The sequence below is a fragment of the Streptomyces sp. NPDC059524 genome, from assembly GCF_042749255.1.
GTDB lineage: Bacteria > Actinomycetota > Actinomycetes > Streptomycetales > Streptomycetaceae > Streptomyces > Streptomyces xanthii.
Window position 1 is genome coordinate 41272 of the sequence record NZ_JBHYTK010000002.1, and the last position, 14290, is coordinate 55561.

General features: G+C 73.0%; 16 protein-coding genes. 12 read left to right on the forward strand and 4 right to left on the reverse strand.

Annotation, left to right across the window (positions count from 1 at the left end; all coding sequences use genetic code 11):
- Positions 1-102: 102 nt before the first annotated feature.
- The 10 genes from ACFW9D_RS00540 to ACFW9D_RS00585 all read left to right on the forward strand — a co-directional run bounded on the left by ACFW9D_RS00540 (position 103) and on the right by ACFW9D_RS00585 (position 8679).
- Complete coding sequence (locus ACFW9D_RS00540; RefSeq protein WP_188336281.1) at positions 103-282, forward strand: hypothetical protein; 180 nt, start codon at positions 103-105, stop codon at positions 280-282.
- The gene (locus tag ACFW9D_RS00545) at positions 279-989 is read left to right on the forward strand and encodes a phosphoadenylyl-sulfate reductase (RefSeq protein ID WP_188336282.1); all 711 of its coding nucleotides are present in this window, start codon (positions 279-281) and stop codon (positions 987-989) included. The genes ACFW9D_RS00540 and ACFW9D_RS00545 overlap by 4 nt, the downstream gene beginning before the upstream one ends.
- Positions 989-1558, forward strand: coding sequence for an adenylyl-sulfate kinase (cysC, locus tag ACFW9D_RS00550; protein ID WP_188336283.1), 570 nt, complete (start codon positions 989-991; stop codon positions 1556-1558). Before ACFW9D_RS00545 ends, cysC begins: the two co-directional genes overlap by 1 nt.
- Positions 1555-2493 carry a sulfate adenylyltransferase subunit CysD gene (gene cysD, locus ACFW9D_RS00555; protein WP_188336284.1) on the forward strand — a complete coding sequence of 313 codons (939 nt, stop codon included), beginning with the start codon at positions 1555-1557 and terminating at the stop codon, positions 2491-2493. The genes cysC and cysD overlap by 4 nt, the downstream gene beginning before the upstream one ends.
- A gap of 2 nt (positions 2494-2495) precedes the next feature.
- Positions 2496-3836 carry a sulfate adenylyltransferase subunit 1 gene (locus ACFW9D_RS00560; protein WP_188336285.1) on the forward strand — a complete coding sequence of 447 codons (1341 nt, stop codon included), beginning with the start codon at positions 2496-2498 and terminating at the stop codon, positions 3834-3836.
- A 236-nt stretch (positions 3837-4072) separates the two neighbouring features.
- A complete protein-coding gene (locus ACFW9D_RS00565) occupies positions 4073-5182 on the forward strand; it encodes an aliphatic sulfonate ABC transporter substrate-binding protein (protein ID WP_384616445.1) in 1110 nt (369 codons plus the stop codon).
- Positions 5183-5218: 36 nt separating this feature from the next.
- On the forward strand, positions 5219-6010 hold the full coding sequence (locus tag ACFW9D_RS00570) for an ABC transporter ATP-binding protein (protein ID WP_188336288.1): 792 nt from the start codon (positions 5219-5221) through the stop codon (positions 6008-6010).
- Positions 5997-6917 carry an ABC transporter permease gene (locus ACFW9D_RS00575; protein WP_188336289.1) on the forward strand — a complete coding sequence of 307 codons (921 nt, stop codon included), beginning with the start codon at positions 5997-5999 and terminating at the stop codon, positions 6915-6917. Before ACFW9D_RS00570 ends, ACFW9D_RS00575 begins: the two co-directional genes overlap by 14 nt.
- 7 nt (positions 6918-6924) lie before the next feature.
- On the forward strand, positions 6925-7662 hold the full coding sequence (locus tag ACFW9D_RS00580) for a sirohydrochlorin chelatase (RefSeq protein WP_384616447.1): 738 nt from the start codon (positions 6925-6927) through the stop codon (positions 7660-7662).
- Between the two features lie 33 nt (positions 7663-7695).
- Positions 7696-8679, forward strand: a complete 984-nt coding sequence (locus tag ACFW9D_RS00585; RefSeq protein WP_384616449.1) for a hypothetical protein — start codon at positions 7696-7698, stop codon at positions 8677-8679.
- Between the two features lie 6 nt (positions 8680-8685).
- On the opposite strand, the gene ACFW9D_RS00590 is transcribed toward ACFW9D_RS00585, so the two are convergent.
- On the reverse strand, positions 8686-9675 hold the full coding sequence (locus ACFW9D_RS00590) for a helix-turn-helix domain-containing protein (RefSeq protein WP_384616450.1): 990 nt from the start codon (positions 9673-9675) through the stop codon (positions 8686-8688).
- A 151-nt stretch (positions 9676-9826) separates the two neighbouring features.
- Here ACFW9D_RS00590 and ACFW9D_RS00595 point away from each other — a divergent pair, with 151 nt between their 5' ends.
- On the forward strand, positions 9827-11104 hold the full coding sequence (locus ACFW9D_RS00595) for an MFS transporter (RefSeq protein ID WP_188336291.1): 1278 nt from the start codon (positions 9827-9829) through the stop codon (positions 11102-11104).
- 18 nt (positions 11105-11122) lie between these two features.
- Here the strand turns inward: ACFW9D_RS00595 and ACFW9D_RS00600 are convergent, their stop codons facing one another.
- Positions 11123-11704: a TIGR03086 family metal-binding protein gene (locus ACFW9D_RS00600; protein ID WP_384616452.1), complete on the reverse strand. Its 582-nt coding sequence runs from the start codon at positions 11702-11704 to the stop codon at positions 11123-11125.
- A 54-nt stretch (positions 11705-11758) separates the two neighbouring features.
- Positions 11759-12769 (reverse strand): ketopantoate reductase family protein, encoded by a 1011-nt coding sequence (locus tag ACFW9D_RS00605; protein WP_384616454.1) that lies wholly within the window; start codon positions 12767-12769, stop codon positions 11759-11761.
- A 62-nt stretch (positions 12770-12831) separates the two neighbouring features.
- On the opposite strand from ACFW9D_RS00605, the gene ACFW9D_RS00610 reads away from it, so the two are divergent.
- Positions 12832-13722, forward strand: coding sequence for an aldo/keto reductase (locus ACFW9D_RS00610; protein ID WP_384616455.1), 891 nt, complete (start codon positions 12832-12834; stop codon positions 13720-13722).
- On the opposite strand, the gene ACFW9D_RS00615 is transcribed toward ACFW9D_RS00610, so the two are convergent.
- Entirely contained in the window at positions 13706-14284 is a 579-nt protein-coding gene (locus ACFW9D_RS00615) for a DUF1697 domain-containing protein (RefSeq protein ID WP_384616457.1), read from the reverse strand. The genes ACFW9D_RS00610 and ACFW9D_RS00615 overlap by 17 nt on opposite strands.
- Between the last annotated feature and the right edge of the window lie 6 nt (positions 14285-14290).

A 14290-nucleotide genomic window follows, 5' to 3' on the forward strand; every position in this document is an offset into this window, starting at 1 on the left:
GCGGAGGCCCGACGAAGGAGGGCCGAGCACGGTCGTCGTCTCGACACCGGCAACAGGCGCCCCGGAGGCGAACCGAGCCTCGAACAAAGGGGAGGCCCTGTCATGAGCGAGCGTGCCGCGCCCTTCTTCTGCCCGTACTGCGGCGACGAGGACCTGCGTCCGAACGAGGCGGGTCACGGCGCCTGGCAGTGCGGGGCGTGCAACCGGGCCTTCCAGCTGAAGTTCCTCGGGCTGCTCGCCCAGGGACTTCGGCGCACCGACGGTGGAGGGGAAAAGATATGACGACGGCTCACATCACCTCGGACACGGACGAGTTGAAGGCGCTCGCCGAACAGGCCGGGCGCGACCTGGAGGACGCCTCGGCCCTGGAGATCCTCCAGTGGGCGACGGAGACCTTCGGGAACACGTTCTGCGTGACCTCGTCCATGGAGGACGCGGTCGTCGCGCACCTTGCCTCGCGGGCGATGCCCGGCGTCGACGTCGTCTTCCTCGACACCGGCTACCACTTCGAGGAGACCATCGGCACCCGCGACGCCGTGGAGGCCGTGATGGACGTCAACGTCATCACGCTCACCCCGCGGCAGACGGTCGCCGAGCAGGACGCCGAGTTCGGCCCGAAGCTGCACGACCGGGACCCCGACCTGTGCTGCGCGATGCGCAAGGTGCGGCCCCTCCAGGAGGGCCTCGCCGGCTACACGGCGTGGGCCACGGGACTGCGCCGCGACGAGTCCCCGACCCGGGCGAACACCCCGGTCGTCGGCTGGGACGAGAAGCGCCGCAAGGTGAAGGTCTCCCCCATCGCCCGCTGGACCCAGGACGACGTCGACGCGTACGTCGCCGAGCACGGCGTGCTCACCAACCCGCTCCTGACGGACGGCTACGGATCCGTGGGCTGCGCCCCGTGCACCCGCCGCCTCCTGGAGGGCGAGGACGCCCGCGCCGGCCGCTGGGCGGGCCGGGCCAAGACCGAGTGCGGACTGCACGGCTGATGACGACGGCACCAGAGACTTTGGAGAAGCAAGTGACCGGAGCCACCATCTGGCTCACGGGTCTGCCGAGTGCCGGCAAGACCACGATCGCCAACGAACTGGCCGCGACGCTGCGCGCCGAGGGCCGCACCGTCGAGGTGCTCGACGGCGACGAGATCCGTGAGTTCCTCTCGGCGGGCCTCGGCTTCAGCCGCGAGGACCGGCACACCAACGTGCAGCGCATCGGCTTCCTGGCCGAACTCCTCGCCCGCAACGGCGTGCTGACGCTCGTCCCGGTCATCGCCCCGTACGCGGACAGCCGCGAGGCCGTCCGCAAGCGCCACCAGGGCGCCGGCACCGCCTACCTGGAGGTGCACGTGGCCACACCGCTCGACGTGTGCTCCGTGCGCGACGTGAAGGGCCTGTACGCCAAGCAGGCCGCCGGTGAACTGAAGGGCCTCACCGGGGTCGACGACCCCTACGAGGTGCCCGAGTCGCCCGACCTGCGCATCGAGTCGCAGAACCAGACCGTGCAGGAGTCCGCGGCAGCGCTCCGCGCGCTGCTCACCGAGAGGGGTCTCGCCGCATGACGACCGTAGCTTCGAACGTCTCCGAGGAGACGGACAGCCCCTACGCGCTCACCCACCTCGACGCGCTCGAGTCCGAGGCGGTGCACATCTTCCGCGAGGTCGCGGGCGAGTTCGAGCGGCCGGTGATCCTCTTCTCCGGCGGCAAGGACTCGATCGTCATGCTGCACCTGGCGCTGAAGGCGTTCGCCCCCGCGGCGATCCCCTTCTCGCTGCTGCACGTGGACACGGGCCACAACTTCTCCGAGGTCATCGACTACCGCGACCGGGTCGTCGCCGAGCACGGGCTGCGCCTGCACGTCGCCTCGGTGCAGGACTACATCGACCGCGGCGTCCTCAAGGAGCGCCCGGACGGGGTCCGCAACCCCCTGCAGACGGTCCCGCTGACCGAGAAGATCCAGCAGGAGAAGTTCGACGCGGTCTTCGGCGGCGGCCGCCGCGACGAGGAGAAGGCCCGCGCCAAGGAGCGGGTGTTCTCGCTGCGCGACGAGTTCTCCCAGTGGGACCCGCGCCGTCAGCGCCCCGAGCTGTGGCAGCTGTACAACGGCCGCCACGCGCCCGGCGAGCACGTCCGCGTCTTCCCGCTGTCCAACTGGACCGAGCTGGACGTGTGGCAGTACATCGCCCGCGAGAACATCGAGCTCCCGCAGATCTACTACGCGCACGAGCGCCCGGTGTTCAAGCGCTCCGGCATGTGGCTGACCGCCGGCGAGTGGGGCGGCCCGAAGGACGACGAGACGGTCGAGACGCGGCTGGTCCGCTACCGCACCGTCGGCGACATGTCCTGCACCGGCGCCGTCGACTCCGACGCGACGACGATCGAGAAGGTCATCGCCGAGATCGCCGCCTCCCGGCTCACCGAGCGGGGCGCGACCCGCGCCGACGACAAGCTGTCCGAGGCCGCGATGGAAGACCGCAAGCGCGAAGGGTACTTCTAGACATGAGCACCACCACTGCCGAGGAGCTGGCCGGTCTTTCGGCCACCACCCTGCTGCGTTTCGCGACCGCGGGCTCCGTCGACGACGGCAAGTCCACGCTGGTCGGCCGGCTGCTGCACGACTCCAAGTCGGTCCTCGCCGACCAGCTGGAGGCCGTCGAGCACGCGTCGCGTTCGCGCGGCGCCGCCGAGCCGGACCTCGCGCTGCTCACCGACGGCCTGCGGGCCGAGCGCGAGCAGGGCATCACCATCGACGTCGCCTACCGCTACTTCGCGACCCCGCGCCGCCGCTTCATCCTGGCGGACACCCCGGGCCACGTGCAGTACACGCGGAACATGGTGACCGGCGCCTCCACCGCCGACCTCGCCGTCGTCCTCGTCGACGCCCGCAACGGCGTCATCGAGCAGACCCGCCGGCACGCCGCCGTGGCCGCGCTCCTGCGCGTCCCGCACGTGGTGCTCGCGGTCAACAAGATGGACCTCGTCGACTACGAGGAGTCCGTCTTCGCGAAGATCGCCGAGGAGTTCACCGCGTACGCCTCCGACCTGGGCGTCCCTGAGATCACCGCGATCCCGATCTCGGCGCTCGCCGGTGACAACGTCGTGGAGCCGTCCGCCAACATGGACTGGTACGGCGGCCCCACCGTCCTGGAGCACCTGGAGACGGTGCCGGTCAGCCACGACCTGACGAGCTGCCACGCCCGGCTGCCCGTGCAGTACGTGATCCGGCCGCAGACCGCCGAGCACCCCGACTACCGCGGCTACGCGGGCCAGATCGCCGCGGGCACCTTCCGCGTCGGCGAGTCCGTGACCGTGCTGCCCTCGGGCCGCACGTCGAAGATCGCGGGGATCGACCTGCTGGGCAAGGCCGTCGACGTGGCGTGGACCCCGCAGTCCGTCACCCTCCTCCTGGAGGACGACATCGACATCTCGCGCGGCGACCTGATCGTGCCGAGCCACGACGCCCCGGCCACCTCGCAGGACGTCGAGGCGACCGTGTGCCACGTGGCCGACACCCCGCTGACCGTGGGCCAGCGCGTGCTGCTCAAGCACACCACCCGCACGGTCAAGGCGATCGTCAAGGAGATCCCGTCGCGGCTCACCCTCGACGACCTCTCCCAGCACCCGGAGCCCGGGCAGCTCGTCGCCAACGACATCGGCCGGGTCAAGGTCCGCATCGCCGAGCCGATCGCCCTCGACTCGTACGCGGCCTCGCGCCGCACCGGCTCGTTCCTGCTGATCGACCCCTCCGACGGCACCACGCTCGCGGCCGGTATGGCCGGCGAGGCGTTCGCCGCGGAGAAGGAGCTCCCGGTCGCGGACGACGAGGGCTGGGACTTCTGACCGCCATGACCCTCATCGACTACTACGGGACGTTCGCCAAGGAGGGCGGCCGCGTCGGCAGCGGCCCCCTCGGCAGCGGACAGGGCGGGGTCGCGCGATGTGCGTGCTGACGTACGCGCACCGCATGCGCGCCCTCACCCCCCGCACCCACGCCCTTCGACGACATCGAAGACCTGCCGACCTCCCGGCCGCACCCTGACGGTGTGACCGCCGGGCCAACGAGAGGAAACCCTCCCGTGCCTGCCAACTTCCCTTCCCCGAAGCGACGTTCGCTGCTCGCCCTGACCGTCCTGCCCCTGCTCGCGCTGACCGCGACGGCCTGCGGCTACGGGTCCGAGGCCGACAGCGCCAAGGAGAACGTCGCCGCGAAGGGCAAGGCCCTGTCCGCCGACACCGTCAAGATCGGCTACTTCGGGAACCTGACCCACGGCACCGCGCTCGTCGGCCGCCAGCAGGGCCTCTTCCAGAAGGAGCTGAAGGGGACGCAGGCGAAGTACGCGACCTTCAACGCGGGCCCGGCCGAGATCGAGGCGCTGAACGCCGGCTCCATCGACATCGGCTGGATCGGCCCCTCCCCCGCCATCAACGGCTTCACCAAGTCGCAGGGCAAGTCGCTGCGCATCATCGGCGGTTCGGCGTCCGGCGGCGTGAAGCTGGTCGTGAACCCGAAGAAGATCAAGTCGCTGAAGGACGTCAAGGGCAAACGGATCGCCACGCCTCAGCTCGGCAACACCCAGGACGTCGCGTTCCTGAACTGGGCCGCCGAGCAGGGCTGGAAGGTCGACGCCAACTCCGGCAAGGGTGACGTGTCCGTGATCCGCACGGACAACAAGATCACCCCGGACGCCTTCAAGTCCGGCTCGATCGACGGCGCGTGGGTCCCCGAGCCGACCGCCTCGAAGCTGGTCGCCGAGGGCGGCAAGGCGATCCTCGACGAGGCCGACCTGTGGCCCGGCAAGAAGTTCGTGATCACGAACATCATCGTGTCGCAGAAGTTCCTGAAGGAGCACCCGGACGTCGTCGAGGCGGTGCTGCGCGGCTCCGTGAAGACGAACAAGTGGATCACCGCGAACCCGGACGAGGCGAAGGCGGCGGCCAACAAGCAGCTGGAGCAGGACTCCGGCAAGGCGCTGCCCGCCGAGATCCTCGACCCGGCGTGGAAGTCCATCGCGTTCACGGACGACCCGCTGGCCGCGACGCTCGACTCCGAGGCGGCGCACGCGGTGAAGGCCGGCCTGCTGGAGAAGCCCGACCTGTCCGGGATCTACGACCTGAAGCCGCTCAACAAGGTCCTCGCGGCCGAGGGCGGCACCAAGGTCGACGACGCCGGTCTCGGCGTCAAGTAGCCCACCAGCCAACCCAGTTCCCAGGAGGTGACGACCATGGCGACCATCCTCGCCAAGGCTGCCGACTCCGCCGCGGTGGCGGACGGCAAGGCGACCCGGATCGAGCACGTCTCGAAGTCCTTCGCCACACCCGCCGGCCCGCAGCTCGTCCTGGACGACATCAGCCTCGATGTCGCTCCGGGCGAGTTCGTCACCCTCCTGGGTGCCTCGGGCTGCGGCAAGTCGACGCTGCTCAACCTGGTCGCGGGGCTCGACGCCCCGTCGGCCGGCTCCATCGCGACGGACGGGCGGCCCGCCCTGATGTTCCAGGAGCACGCCCTGTTCCCGTGGCTGACCGCGGGCAAGAACATCGAGCTCGCCCTGAAGCTGCGGGGCGTGCCGAAGAACGAACGGCGCGACCGCGCCGAGGAGCTGCTCGAGCTGGTCCGGCTGCAGGGCGCGTACGGCAAGCGGGTCCACGAGCTGTCCGGCGGCATGCGCCAGCGGGTGGCGCTGGCGCGGGCGCTCGCGCAGGACGCGCGGCTGCTCCTGATGGACGAGCCGTTCGCGGCGCTCGACGCGATCACCCGGGACGTGCTGCACGGCGAGCTGACCCGGATCTGGGAGGAGACCCACCTCTCGGTCCTGTTCGTCACGCACAACGTGCGCGAGGCGGTGCGGCTCGCGCAGCGCGTGGTGCTGCTGTCCTCGCGGCCGGGCCGGATCGCCCGCGAGTGGACGGTCGACATCCCGCAGCCGCGGCGCATCGAGGACCCCGAGGTCGCCGAGCTCTCCGTCGAGATCACCGAACAACTGCGTGGGGAGATCCGCCGCCATGGCAAGGACTGAACCGACGGCCACCGCCACGGTGGAGCCCGCCGACGCGGTCGCCGCGAAGGACGACCTCGCGGGTCTGGAGGCGGGCCTGGACGCACTGGAGACGGTCCAGTCCGGGCGCACCCCGTTCTCGAAGACGTTCCGCGAGAAGATCTTCCCGCCGCTCACGGCGGTCGTGCTGGTGATCCTGCTGTGGCAGGGCCTGGTCTCGTTCGGCGTGGTCGACGACCCGACGAAGCTGCCGCCGCCGTCGGCGGTGTGGGACGAGGTCCAGACCGCGTGGCTGAAGGGCGAACTGCTCGGCTACATCTGGACGAGCGTCTCGCGCGGCCTGCTCGGCTTCTTCTTCGCGCTGCTCATCGGCACCCCGCTGGGGCTGCTCGTGGCGCGCGTGAAGTTCGTGCGCGCCGCGATCGGCCCGGTCCTGTCGGGCCTCCAGTCGCTGCCGTCGGTGGCGTGGGTGCCGCCGGCCGTGCTCTGGCTGGGCCTGGACAACTCGATGATGTACGCGGTGATCCTGCTCGGCGCGGTCCCGTCGATCGCGAACGGTCTGGTCTCCGGCGTCGACCAGGTGCCTCCGTTGTTCCTGCGGGCGGGCCGCACGCTCGGCGCGACCGGCGTGCGCGGACTGTGGCACGTGGTGCTCCCCGCGGCGCTGCCCGGCTACCTGGCCGGTCTGAAGCAGGGCTGGGCGTTCTCGTGGCGTTCGCTGATGGCCGCCGAGATCATCGCGAACTCGCCGGACCTGGGCGTGGGCCTCGGCCAGCTCCTGGAGAACGGGCGCACGGCCAGCTCCATGCCGATGGTCTTCCTCGCCATCCTCCTCATCCTGATCGTCGGCATCGTCATCGACCTGCTGATCTTCAGCCCGCTGGAGCGGCGCGTCCTGCGCGGCCGCGGCCTTCTCGTCCGGAGCTGAGCACGCCGTGTCCCGCCCCGTCCTCCTGGTGATCGCCCACGGCAGCCGCGACCCGCGGCACGCCGCGACGGTGCACGCCCTCGTCCGCGAGGCGCGGGCGCAGCGGCCGGGGCTGCGCGTGGAGACCTCGTTCCTGGACTTCAACGTGCCGGGCCCGCTCGGTGTCCTGGAGTCCCTCGCGGCGGAGGGCGTCCGCGACGTGGTCGCCCTCCCGCTGCTCCTCACCCGGGCGTTCCACGCGAAGGCCGACATCCCGGCGGTCCTCCGTCAGGCCCCGCCGTCCCTGCGCGTCCACCGCGCGGACGTCCTCGGCCCGTCCCCGCTCCTCCTGACGGCCCTGGACCGCCGTCTGTACGAGGCCGGTCTCACGCCGGCCGACAAGCCCACGACCGGGGTCGTCCTGGCCTCGGCGGGCTCCACCGACCCGGAGGCGATCGCAGTGATCGCAGACATCGCGCGGGAGTGGCGGCACACCGGTTGGTGCGCCGTGCGGCCTGCGTTCGCCTCCGCATCCCTTCCCCGCACCGAGGACGCCGTCCGCGCCCTGCGCGCCCTGGGCTGCGCCCGCGTCGCCGTCGCCCCCTACGTCCTGGCCCCGGGCCGCCTCCCGGACCGCATCGCGGCGGGCGCGGCCGAGGCGGACGTCCTGTCCGGCGTCCTCGGACCGGCGCCGGAGGTGGCGCGGGTGCTGATCGAGCGCTACGAGGAGGCGTCGGCCGGCGCGTTGGCGGCGCTGGGGGCCTAGGGTGCCCGCGGGACCGCGGTCTATCCTCGGCGCGTGCCGAACACGTCAGCCTCAGCCTCCGTGGGCCTCGCCCGGGTGATGGCCCACTGCGGGGGCGACCCCGCCGAAGCGGTACGCCATCTGGCGGCCGCGATCGCCGCCGCGCCCTCGGACCCCGAGTCCTACGCCGTCCTCGCCGACCTGTGGCGGGACCGGCCCGACGGCCTCGCCGGAGTCGTCGACGGCGGGACCTCCCTGCCCGCGGTCCTCGCGCTGTCGTACGTCAGTTTCCTGCGGGGCGACATGGACACCGCCGCGCTGGCGATGGGCTCGGTCACGGGGGCTCGGCCCGACGTCGCGTGGGCCGACGCGCCCTGGTTCGGCGACGACCGTTTCCTCGGCTCGGTGAGCGCGGACGCGCTGGCCGAGGCCGCGATGCGGACCATGGACCACGGCCACGACCTGGACAGCGACGGCATGCGGGAGCGGGTGCGGCCCTGGCGCGCCGCCTTCGACGCCGTCGTCGCCGGCCGGCCCGCGGCGCAGGCGCTCGCCCGGATGGCGATCATGCTGCGGGCCTGCGGTCTTGTCGAGGCGTCCCTGGAGCTGTGCGACCGGGCGGACGCCGTCGAGCGGGTGATGTTCACCGAGGTCGTGCGGGCGGGCACCTGGCGGAAAGCGGGGGACACCGAGCGGATGGTCGCCGCGTTCGAGCGGGCCCTCGTCCTCGACCCCGCCAACTGGTCGCTCCATCTCGACCTGGCCGATGTGCGCGCCGAGCAGGGGGACTTCGCCGAGGCCGCCCGGCTGGCCGGCGAGGGGCTGCGGCACGAGCCCGCCGAGCCCGCCCTGCGCGCGGCGGCCGCCGCCTACCGCGCCCGGCACACGGGCGCGCCCGCCGACCTGAGCACGCTCATCGAGGTCGCGCCGCTGCTGCCGAACCCCGCGTACCGGGACCTGCTGATCGACCTCGCGTGCGCGGGGCCGGGCCTTCCGGCCGAACTCCTCGCCACCGCCCGGGGACTTCGGGCCGGCTGAGCGGGTTCAGCCGCACAGGCGCTCCCCCAGCTCGCTGCGCGCGTACCGGACGCTGCGGCCGCTGCGGGTGCGCCGCAGGAGTCCGGCGTCGTAGAGGACGGACAGGTGCTGGCTGACCGCGCCGGGGGTGACCGACAGGCGGTGGGCGAGTTCGGTCGTGGACGCCGGGTCGGCGAGCAGGAGCAGGATGCGGGCGCGGGGCACGCCCAGGAGGCGGCTGAGCGCCGCGTCGGTGACCGGGGGCGGGGTCTCGGAGATCGTGGCGCGGCCGCGGGCCGGGTAGCTGAGCAGGGGCGGCAGCGTGGGGTCGATGTTCGTGTGCGCGCCGAGCGCGAACAGCGTGGGGATCACGACGAGGCCCCGGCCGCCGATCTCGATGTCGGCGGTGGGCCACGGGTGGCCGTCGCCCTTCTTCCTGATGGTGAGCACCTCGCCGTCCCAGGTGAGGCGCGGGTCGAGACTGGAGAACAGGCCGCCCGCGCCCTCCTCGGCGAGGACCTTCCCACGGTGGGCGAGGTCGGCTTCGAGCACGGGGTGCACGCGCGGCCACCAGTCGGGGGCGAGACAGGTGTGCCAATAGTCGTCCAGGGCACGGCAGATGCGGTCCAGGAGGCGCTCCGGGTCGGCGAGTCCGTCCCGCAGGACCGGCGGGAGGTCCACGGCGTCGGCGCCGTACGCGGCGGTGAACTGGGGGCGCAGCAGGCCGGGCGGGGTGGTGCGCAGCTCGGCGAGCTGGCGGGCGAAGACGGGGCGCGGGCGGTCGGGGCGCGGGGTGAGGAAGTCCGGGATCCACAGTCTCGGGGCGATCAGCGCGGTGAGCAGGTCGGCCTCGTCGAGGCGCCGGAAGGCGGGGCCCAGCCGGCGCAGCCAGGGGCGCTGGTGCGGGTAGCGAGCGGAGTCGCGCCAGCAGCGCAGCGAGTAGACGGCTTCCTGGAGCGGGGAGTAGGCGAAGGAGGTGCGGGCGAGGTCCCCGACGACGAAGCGGAACTCGATCACTGCGCGCCCCCACGGCCCCGGCGCCCCGCTCCCCCGGCGAGGCTCTGTCCAGAGGCTAGCTCCCCACGGAAACCGGCTCCCGACGGAGGCCGGCTTTAGTCAGGGGCTAAAAGAATGTCGCCGGGGCGGGGCGGGCCGGTTCCCTGGAGTCATGACCTCGTCACCACCGGTCCCCTCACCCGTGTCCGCCGCCGAACGGGTGCCCGCCACCCGCTTCGCCGGTCTTCTGCCGACCGATCCGCAGCTGCTGCGCCTGTCGTTGCTGACCCTGCTCAACGCCTTCGGGCGGGGCCTGTTCTTCCCCGTCAGTGTCCTGTACTTCACCCGTGTCGTGGGCCTGGGCGCCACGTCGGTGGGCGTCGGCCTCACGATCGCGGGCCTGTTCGGCATCGCGGCCGGGGTGCCCGCCGGTCGGGCCTCGGACCGGTGGGGGCGCCGCCCCGTGCTGACCGCGCTGTGGGTGGGGTGCGGGGTGATGCTGGTCGCGTACACGGTGGTCGGCTCGTACGCCGCGTTCCTGGCGACGGCGATCGGCTACGCGGCGCTCTGCCAGGCGAGCATGGGCGTGCGCAACGCCCTGTACGCGGACGTGCTGCCGCCCTCGACGCGGGTCGAGGGGCGGGCGCATCTGCGGATGGTCACCAATGTGGGCATGGGGATCGGCGGCGCGTTCGGCGCGCTGGCGCTCCAGGCGGACAGCCGCGCCGGGTACACGGTGCTGATCCTGGTGGACGCCGTCGCGTTCACGGTGTCCGCGCTGATGGTGCTGCGGCTGCCGGGCGGCGCGGGACGGCGGGCGGAGCGGGACGCGCCGGAGGGCAGCCGCTGGCGGGCGGTGCGCGATCTGCCGTACCTCGCGGTGACCTGCTCCAATGCCGTACTGGCCTTGCAGTACAGCCTGTTGGAGGTGGGGCTGCCGCTGTGGATCGTGCAGCACACGGACGCGCCGCGCTGGACCGCGGCCCTGCTGATGATCCTCAACTGCGTCCTGGTGGCGCTGCTTCAGGTGCGGGTCACGCGGGGTGTGGAGGACCTGCCGGGCGCGGTGCGGGCGATGCGGCGCTCGGGGCTGCTGCTGGCGCTGTCGTGCGCGGCGTTCGCGTGCGCGGCGGGCCTGTCGCCGATGGCGGCGCTCGGGGTGCTCGTGGTGGGCGCGGTGGTGCAGGTGCTCGCCGAGGTGCTGTCGGCGGCGGGCGGCTGGACGGTCGGCTACGGGCTCGCCGACGCCCGGGCCCAGGGCGTCTACCAGGGTGTGTTCAACTCGGGGCAGGCCGCGGCGACGATGGCGGCGCCCGCCCTGGTGACGGTGACCGCGATCGAGCACGGCCCGCTGGGCTGGGCCGTGCTCGCGGTGCTGTTCGTCGGCGCGGGCCTGGGCATGGCTCCCGCGGTGCGCCGGGCGCGGCGGGACGCCTGGCGCGGCGAGTGACCGGGTGCGGCCCGGCGGTCAGCGCGGGTCGCGTCCGCTGAGGGCGAGGGCGCGGGTGAAGTCCGAGGCGCCGTCGGGCAGTTCGATCGCGGCGCCGAAGCCCTCGTACTGGCGGTACATCTCGGCGTTCGCGGAGACGACGTCGAGGATGACGGCGCCCGCGGCGTCGGAGACCTTGAAGTCCTGGCCGGTGGCGTGGGCCACGTCCCAGCCGTGCAGGGCCAGTTCGAGCAGGAGCAGGGCGGCGACCTCGGGGGCGGCCTGCTGGGCGAAGCCGAGGTCGATCTCGCCCTCCCACGCGGCGGGCTCGGCCCAGGCGGCGACGGCCCGGTCGAGCTGGGCCGCGAAGGCCGCCGCCCAGTCGGGGTCGGTGGTGAAGTCGCGGGCGGTCAGCTCGTCGGGGAGCGCCTTGCGCAGGGCGCGGTGCTCCAGGCCGTGGGAGCCGTAGAGCACCCAGTGGTTGACCAGGGTGCGCACGTCCCAGTCGCCGCAGCCGGACGGCTCCCCGAGCCGGCTCTGGCCGACACCAGCCGCGACGCGGGCGGACTCGGCGGCACACTCGCTCAGATGGGGCTGTACGTTCTCGCGTCGAAGTTCCATGCCGTCGACTCTACGGAGCGGGCCGCTCGGTCTCTTGAACAAACGCGACAGGTGTCAGCGGGCGGCCCGCGCGTCGACGGCGGCGGTCAGTACGGCGACCGGTGTCGCGCCCGGCGGGCGGCCCTGGCGCGCGGCCTCCCCGGCCAGTTCGCCGAGCACGTCGTTGACGGGCGTGGGGATTCCGTGCTCCCTGCCCAGGCGGCCGATCTCGCCGTTGAGCCAGTCGGCCTCGATCGTGCCGGTGCCGCGTTTCAGCGACTGCCAGGAGGAGCCGCCGCCGCGCGGGGTCCCGTCGAAGGACTCGAGCCGGATCCGGTCCCCGCGGCAGGCCCGCTCCTCCTCCGGGGAGGCGTAGGGGATGCCGGCGGCGGCGAGGACGGCCTCGCCCTCGGCGCGGGCCCGCGCGTGCAGGGCCCGGGTCGCGTCGGAGGTCCGCTCCGCGCACAGCGCCTCGATCGCGTTGGAGAGGTTCGCGAGGAGCTTGGCGTACTTCCAGCGCATGACGTCGGCGACGACCGGGGCGTCGAGGCGGGAGCGCTTCAGGTCGGCGGCGATCTCCCGCGCGGTGTCGTCGGCGCCCGCCGGGTAGCCGCCGAGGTGGAGGATGCCGGTGAGCGGGGTGCCGTCGGCGCGGACGATGCCGGGGTCGACGAAGGTGGCGGGGAGCCAGACGCACATCGCGTACACGCGCCGGAAGGCGCGTGCGGCGAACCGCTCGCTCGCGACGCCGTTCTGCGCGCACACGAGCGGGAGCCGCTCGGCGGCGGTGCCGCCGCCTTCGACGGGCCGGCCGGACCAGGCGTCGAGTGCGGCGACGCTGTCCTGGGTCTTCACGGCGAGCAGCAGGACGTCGTCGGCGCGCAGGGTGCCGAGGGCCTCGGGTCCGTCCACGACCGGGGGCCGCAGCAGGTGTTCGCCGTCGGGGGTCCGCAGGCGCAGACCGTGGGTGCGCAGGGCCTCGTACTGGGGGCCGCGGGCGACCAGGACGACGTCGTGGCCGGACTGGGCGAGCCGCCCGCCGACGGCTCCGCCGACCGCTCCTGCTCCGATGATCACGTAGCGCATGGGGCCGAGCCTGCCACGGGATTCGGGATCCCGAGTGGTCCTCGATCGGATACGGTCGGAGCATGTCCGCTTCCCCGCGCCCCGGCCCGTCCGCACCCCCGCCCGCCCCGGAGTTCCTCCTCGGCGGCGATCTGCCCGTGCGGCGGCTCGGGTACGGGACGGTGCAGCTGGCGGGGCCCGGGGTCTGGGGTCCGCGCGGCACCGACGCGCAGGCCACGGCCGTGCTGCGGCGGGCCGTCGAGCTCGGTGTGACGCTGGTCGACACGGCGGACAACTACGGGCCCGGGCTGGTCGAGGAGCGGGTCGCGGCGGCCCTGCACCCGTACCCGAAGGGGCTGGTCGTCGCCACGAAAGGCGGCGTGGTGCGTACGTCGGCCGAGGCCTGGCACGTCGAGGGGCGGCCCGAGCGGCTGCGCGCGATGTGCGAGGAGAGCCTGCGGCGGCTGCGCACGGACCGGATCGACCTGTACCAGCTGCACCGCTTCGACCGCGAGGTGCCGATGGCCGAACAGCTGGGCACGCTGCGGGAGTTGCGGGACGCGGGCAAGGTGCGGCACGTGGGTCTGGACTCGGTGACCGCCGAGCAGCTGCGGGCGGCGCTCGATCTGGACATCGTGCCGATCGTGTCCGTGCAGAACCGCTACAACGTCCTGGACCGGGTGTCGGAGCCGCTGCTGCGGCTGTGCGAGGCGCGGGGCATCGCGTTCCTGCCGTGGTTCCCGCTGGGCAACGGCGGCCTCACCGACCACCCGGAGTGCGCCGCGATCGCGCGGGACCACGGCGCGACGCCGTCGCAGATCGCGCTGGCCTGGCTGCTGCACCACTCCCCCGTGCTGTGTCCGACGCCGGGCACGGGCTCGGTCGCGCACCTGGAGGAGAACCTGGGGGCGGCGGCGATCCGGCTGACGGTGCGGGAGCTGGCCCGGCTGGACGCGCTCACTGCGACGCCGTGACCTCCGGCGCCGTGAGCTCCACGAGCTTCTCGACAGTGTTCCAGTTGCGGCTGGTGGCGATCAGGCCCCGGTTGAGCGCGGCGCTGGAGAGGCGGGCGCCCAGCTTCGAGGTGCCGAGTCCGGTGGGCGCGTAGAGATAGAGGGCGCGGTCGCCGAGGCGGAAGTCCTCGGGGGCGTACGCGGCCGGGTCGACGGCGGCGAAGCGCTCCGGGGTGACCGGCTCGGAGAAGTAGGTGACGTGCAGCTGCTTGCCTTCCAACTCGGCGGCCGGGAAGGGGCAGTTGTCGCGCACGGCGGTGAGGTAGGCGTGGTCGCGCACCACGACCTCGACGGTGAAGCCGAACTCGGCGGCGATCGCCGCCTCGATCTCGCGGGCGAGCACGTCGTCGTCGGTGACCCGCGCGGTGAAGGCCGCGTTGCCGCTCTGCAGGTAGGTCCGTACGCCGGTGTGGCCGAGGCTCTCGATCAGCGACCGCAGCCGCGCCATCGGGACCTTCTTGGCCTTGACCCCGCCACCCACGTTGATGCCGCGCAGCAGCGCCGCGTATCGCTTGACCGTCATGGGCAC

Excerpts from the sequence above, each read along its gene's own strand:
- ACFW9D_RS00575 (WP_188336289.1), top strand. The coding sequence starts at position 5,997 with ATGGCAAGGACTGAACCGACGGCCACCGCCACGGTGGAGCCCGCCGAC.
- ACFW9D_RS00560 (WP_188336285.1), top strand. The coding sequence starts at position 2,496 with ATGAGCACCACCACTGCCGAGGAGCTGGCCGGTCTTTCGGCCACCACC.
- ACFW9D_RS00545 (WP_188336282.1), top strand. The coding sequence starts at position 279 with ATGACGACGGCTCACATCACCTCGGACACGGACGAGTTGAAGGCGCTC.
- ACFW9D_RS00540 (WP_188336281.1), top strand. The coding sequence starts at position 103 with ATGAGCGAGCGTGCCGCGCCCTTCTTCTGCCCGTACTGCGGCGACGAG.
- ACFW9D_RS00610 (WP_384616455.1), top strand. The coding sequence starts at position 12,832 with ATGTCCGCTTCCCCGCGCCCCGGCCCGTCCGCACCCCCGCCCGCCCCG.
- ACFW9D_RS00595 (WP_188336291.1), top strand. The coding sequence starts at position 9,827 with ATGACCTCGTCACCACCGGTCCCCTCACCCGTGTCCGCCGCCGAACGG.
- ACFW9D_RS00615 (WP_384616457.1), bottom strand. The coding sequence starts at position 14,284 with ATGACGGTCAAGCGATACGCGGCGCTGCTGCGCGGCATCAACGTGGGT.
- ACFW9D_RS00570 (WP_188336288.1), top strand. The coding sequence starts at position 5,219 with ATGGCGACCATCCTCGCCAAGGCTGCCGACTCCGCCGCGGTGGCGGAC.
- cysC (WP_188336283.1), top strand. The coding sequence starts at position 989 with ATGACGACGGCACCAGAGACTTTGGAGAAGCAAGTGACCGGAGCCACC.
- ACFW9D_RS00600 (WP_384616452.1), bottom strand. The coding sequence starts at position 11,704 with ATGGAACTTCGACGCGAGAACGTACAGCCCCATCTGAGCGAGTGTGCC.
- ACFW9D_RS00605 (WP_384616454.1), bottom strand. The coding sequence starts at position 12,769 with ATGCGCTACGTGATCATCGGAGCAGGAGCGGTCGGCGGAGCCGTCGGC.
- cysD (WP_188336284.1), top strand. The coding sequence starts at position 1,555 with ATGACGACCGTAGCTTCGAACGTCTCCGAGGAGACGGACAGCCCCTAC.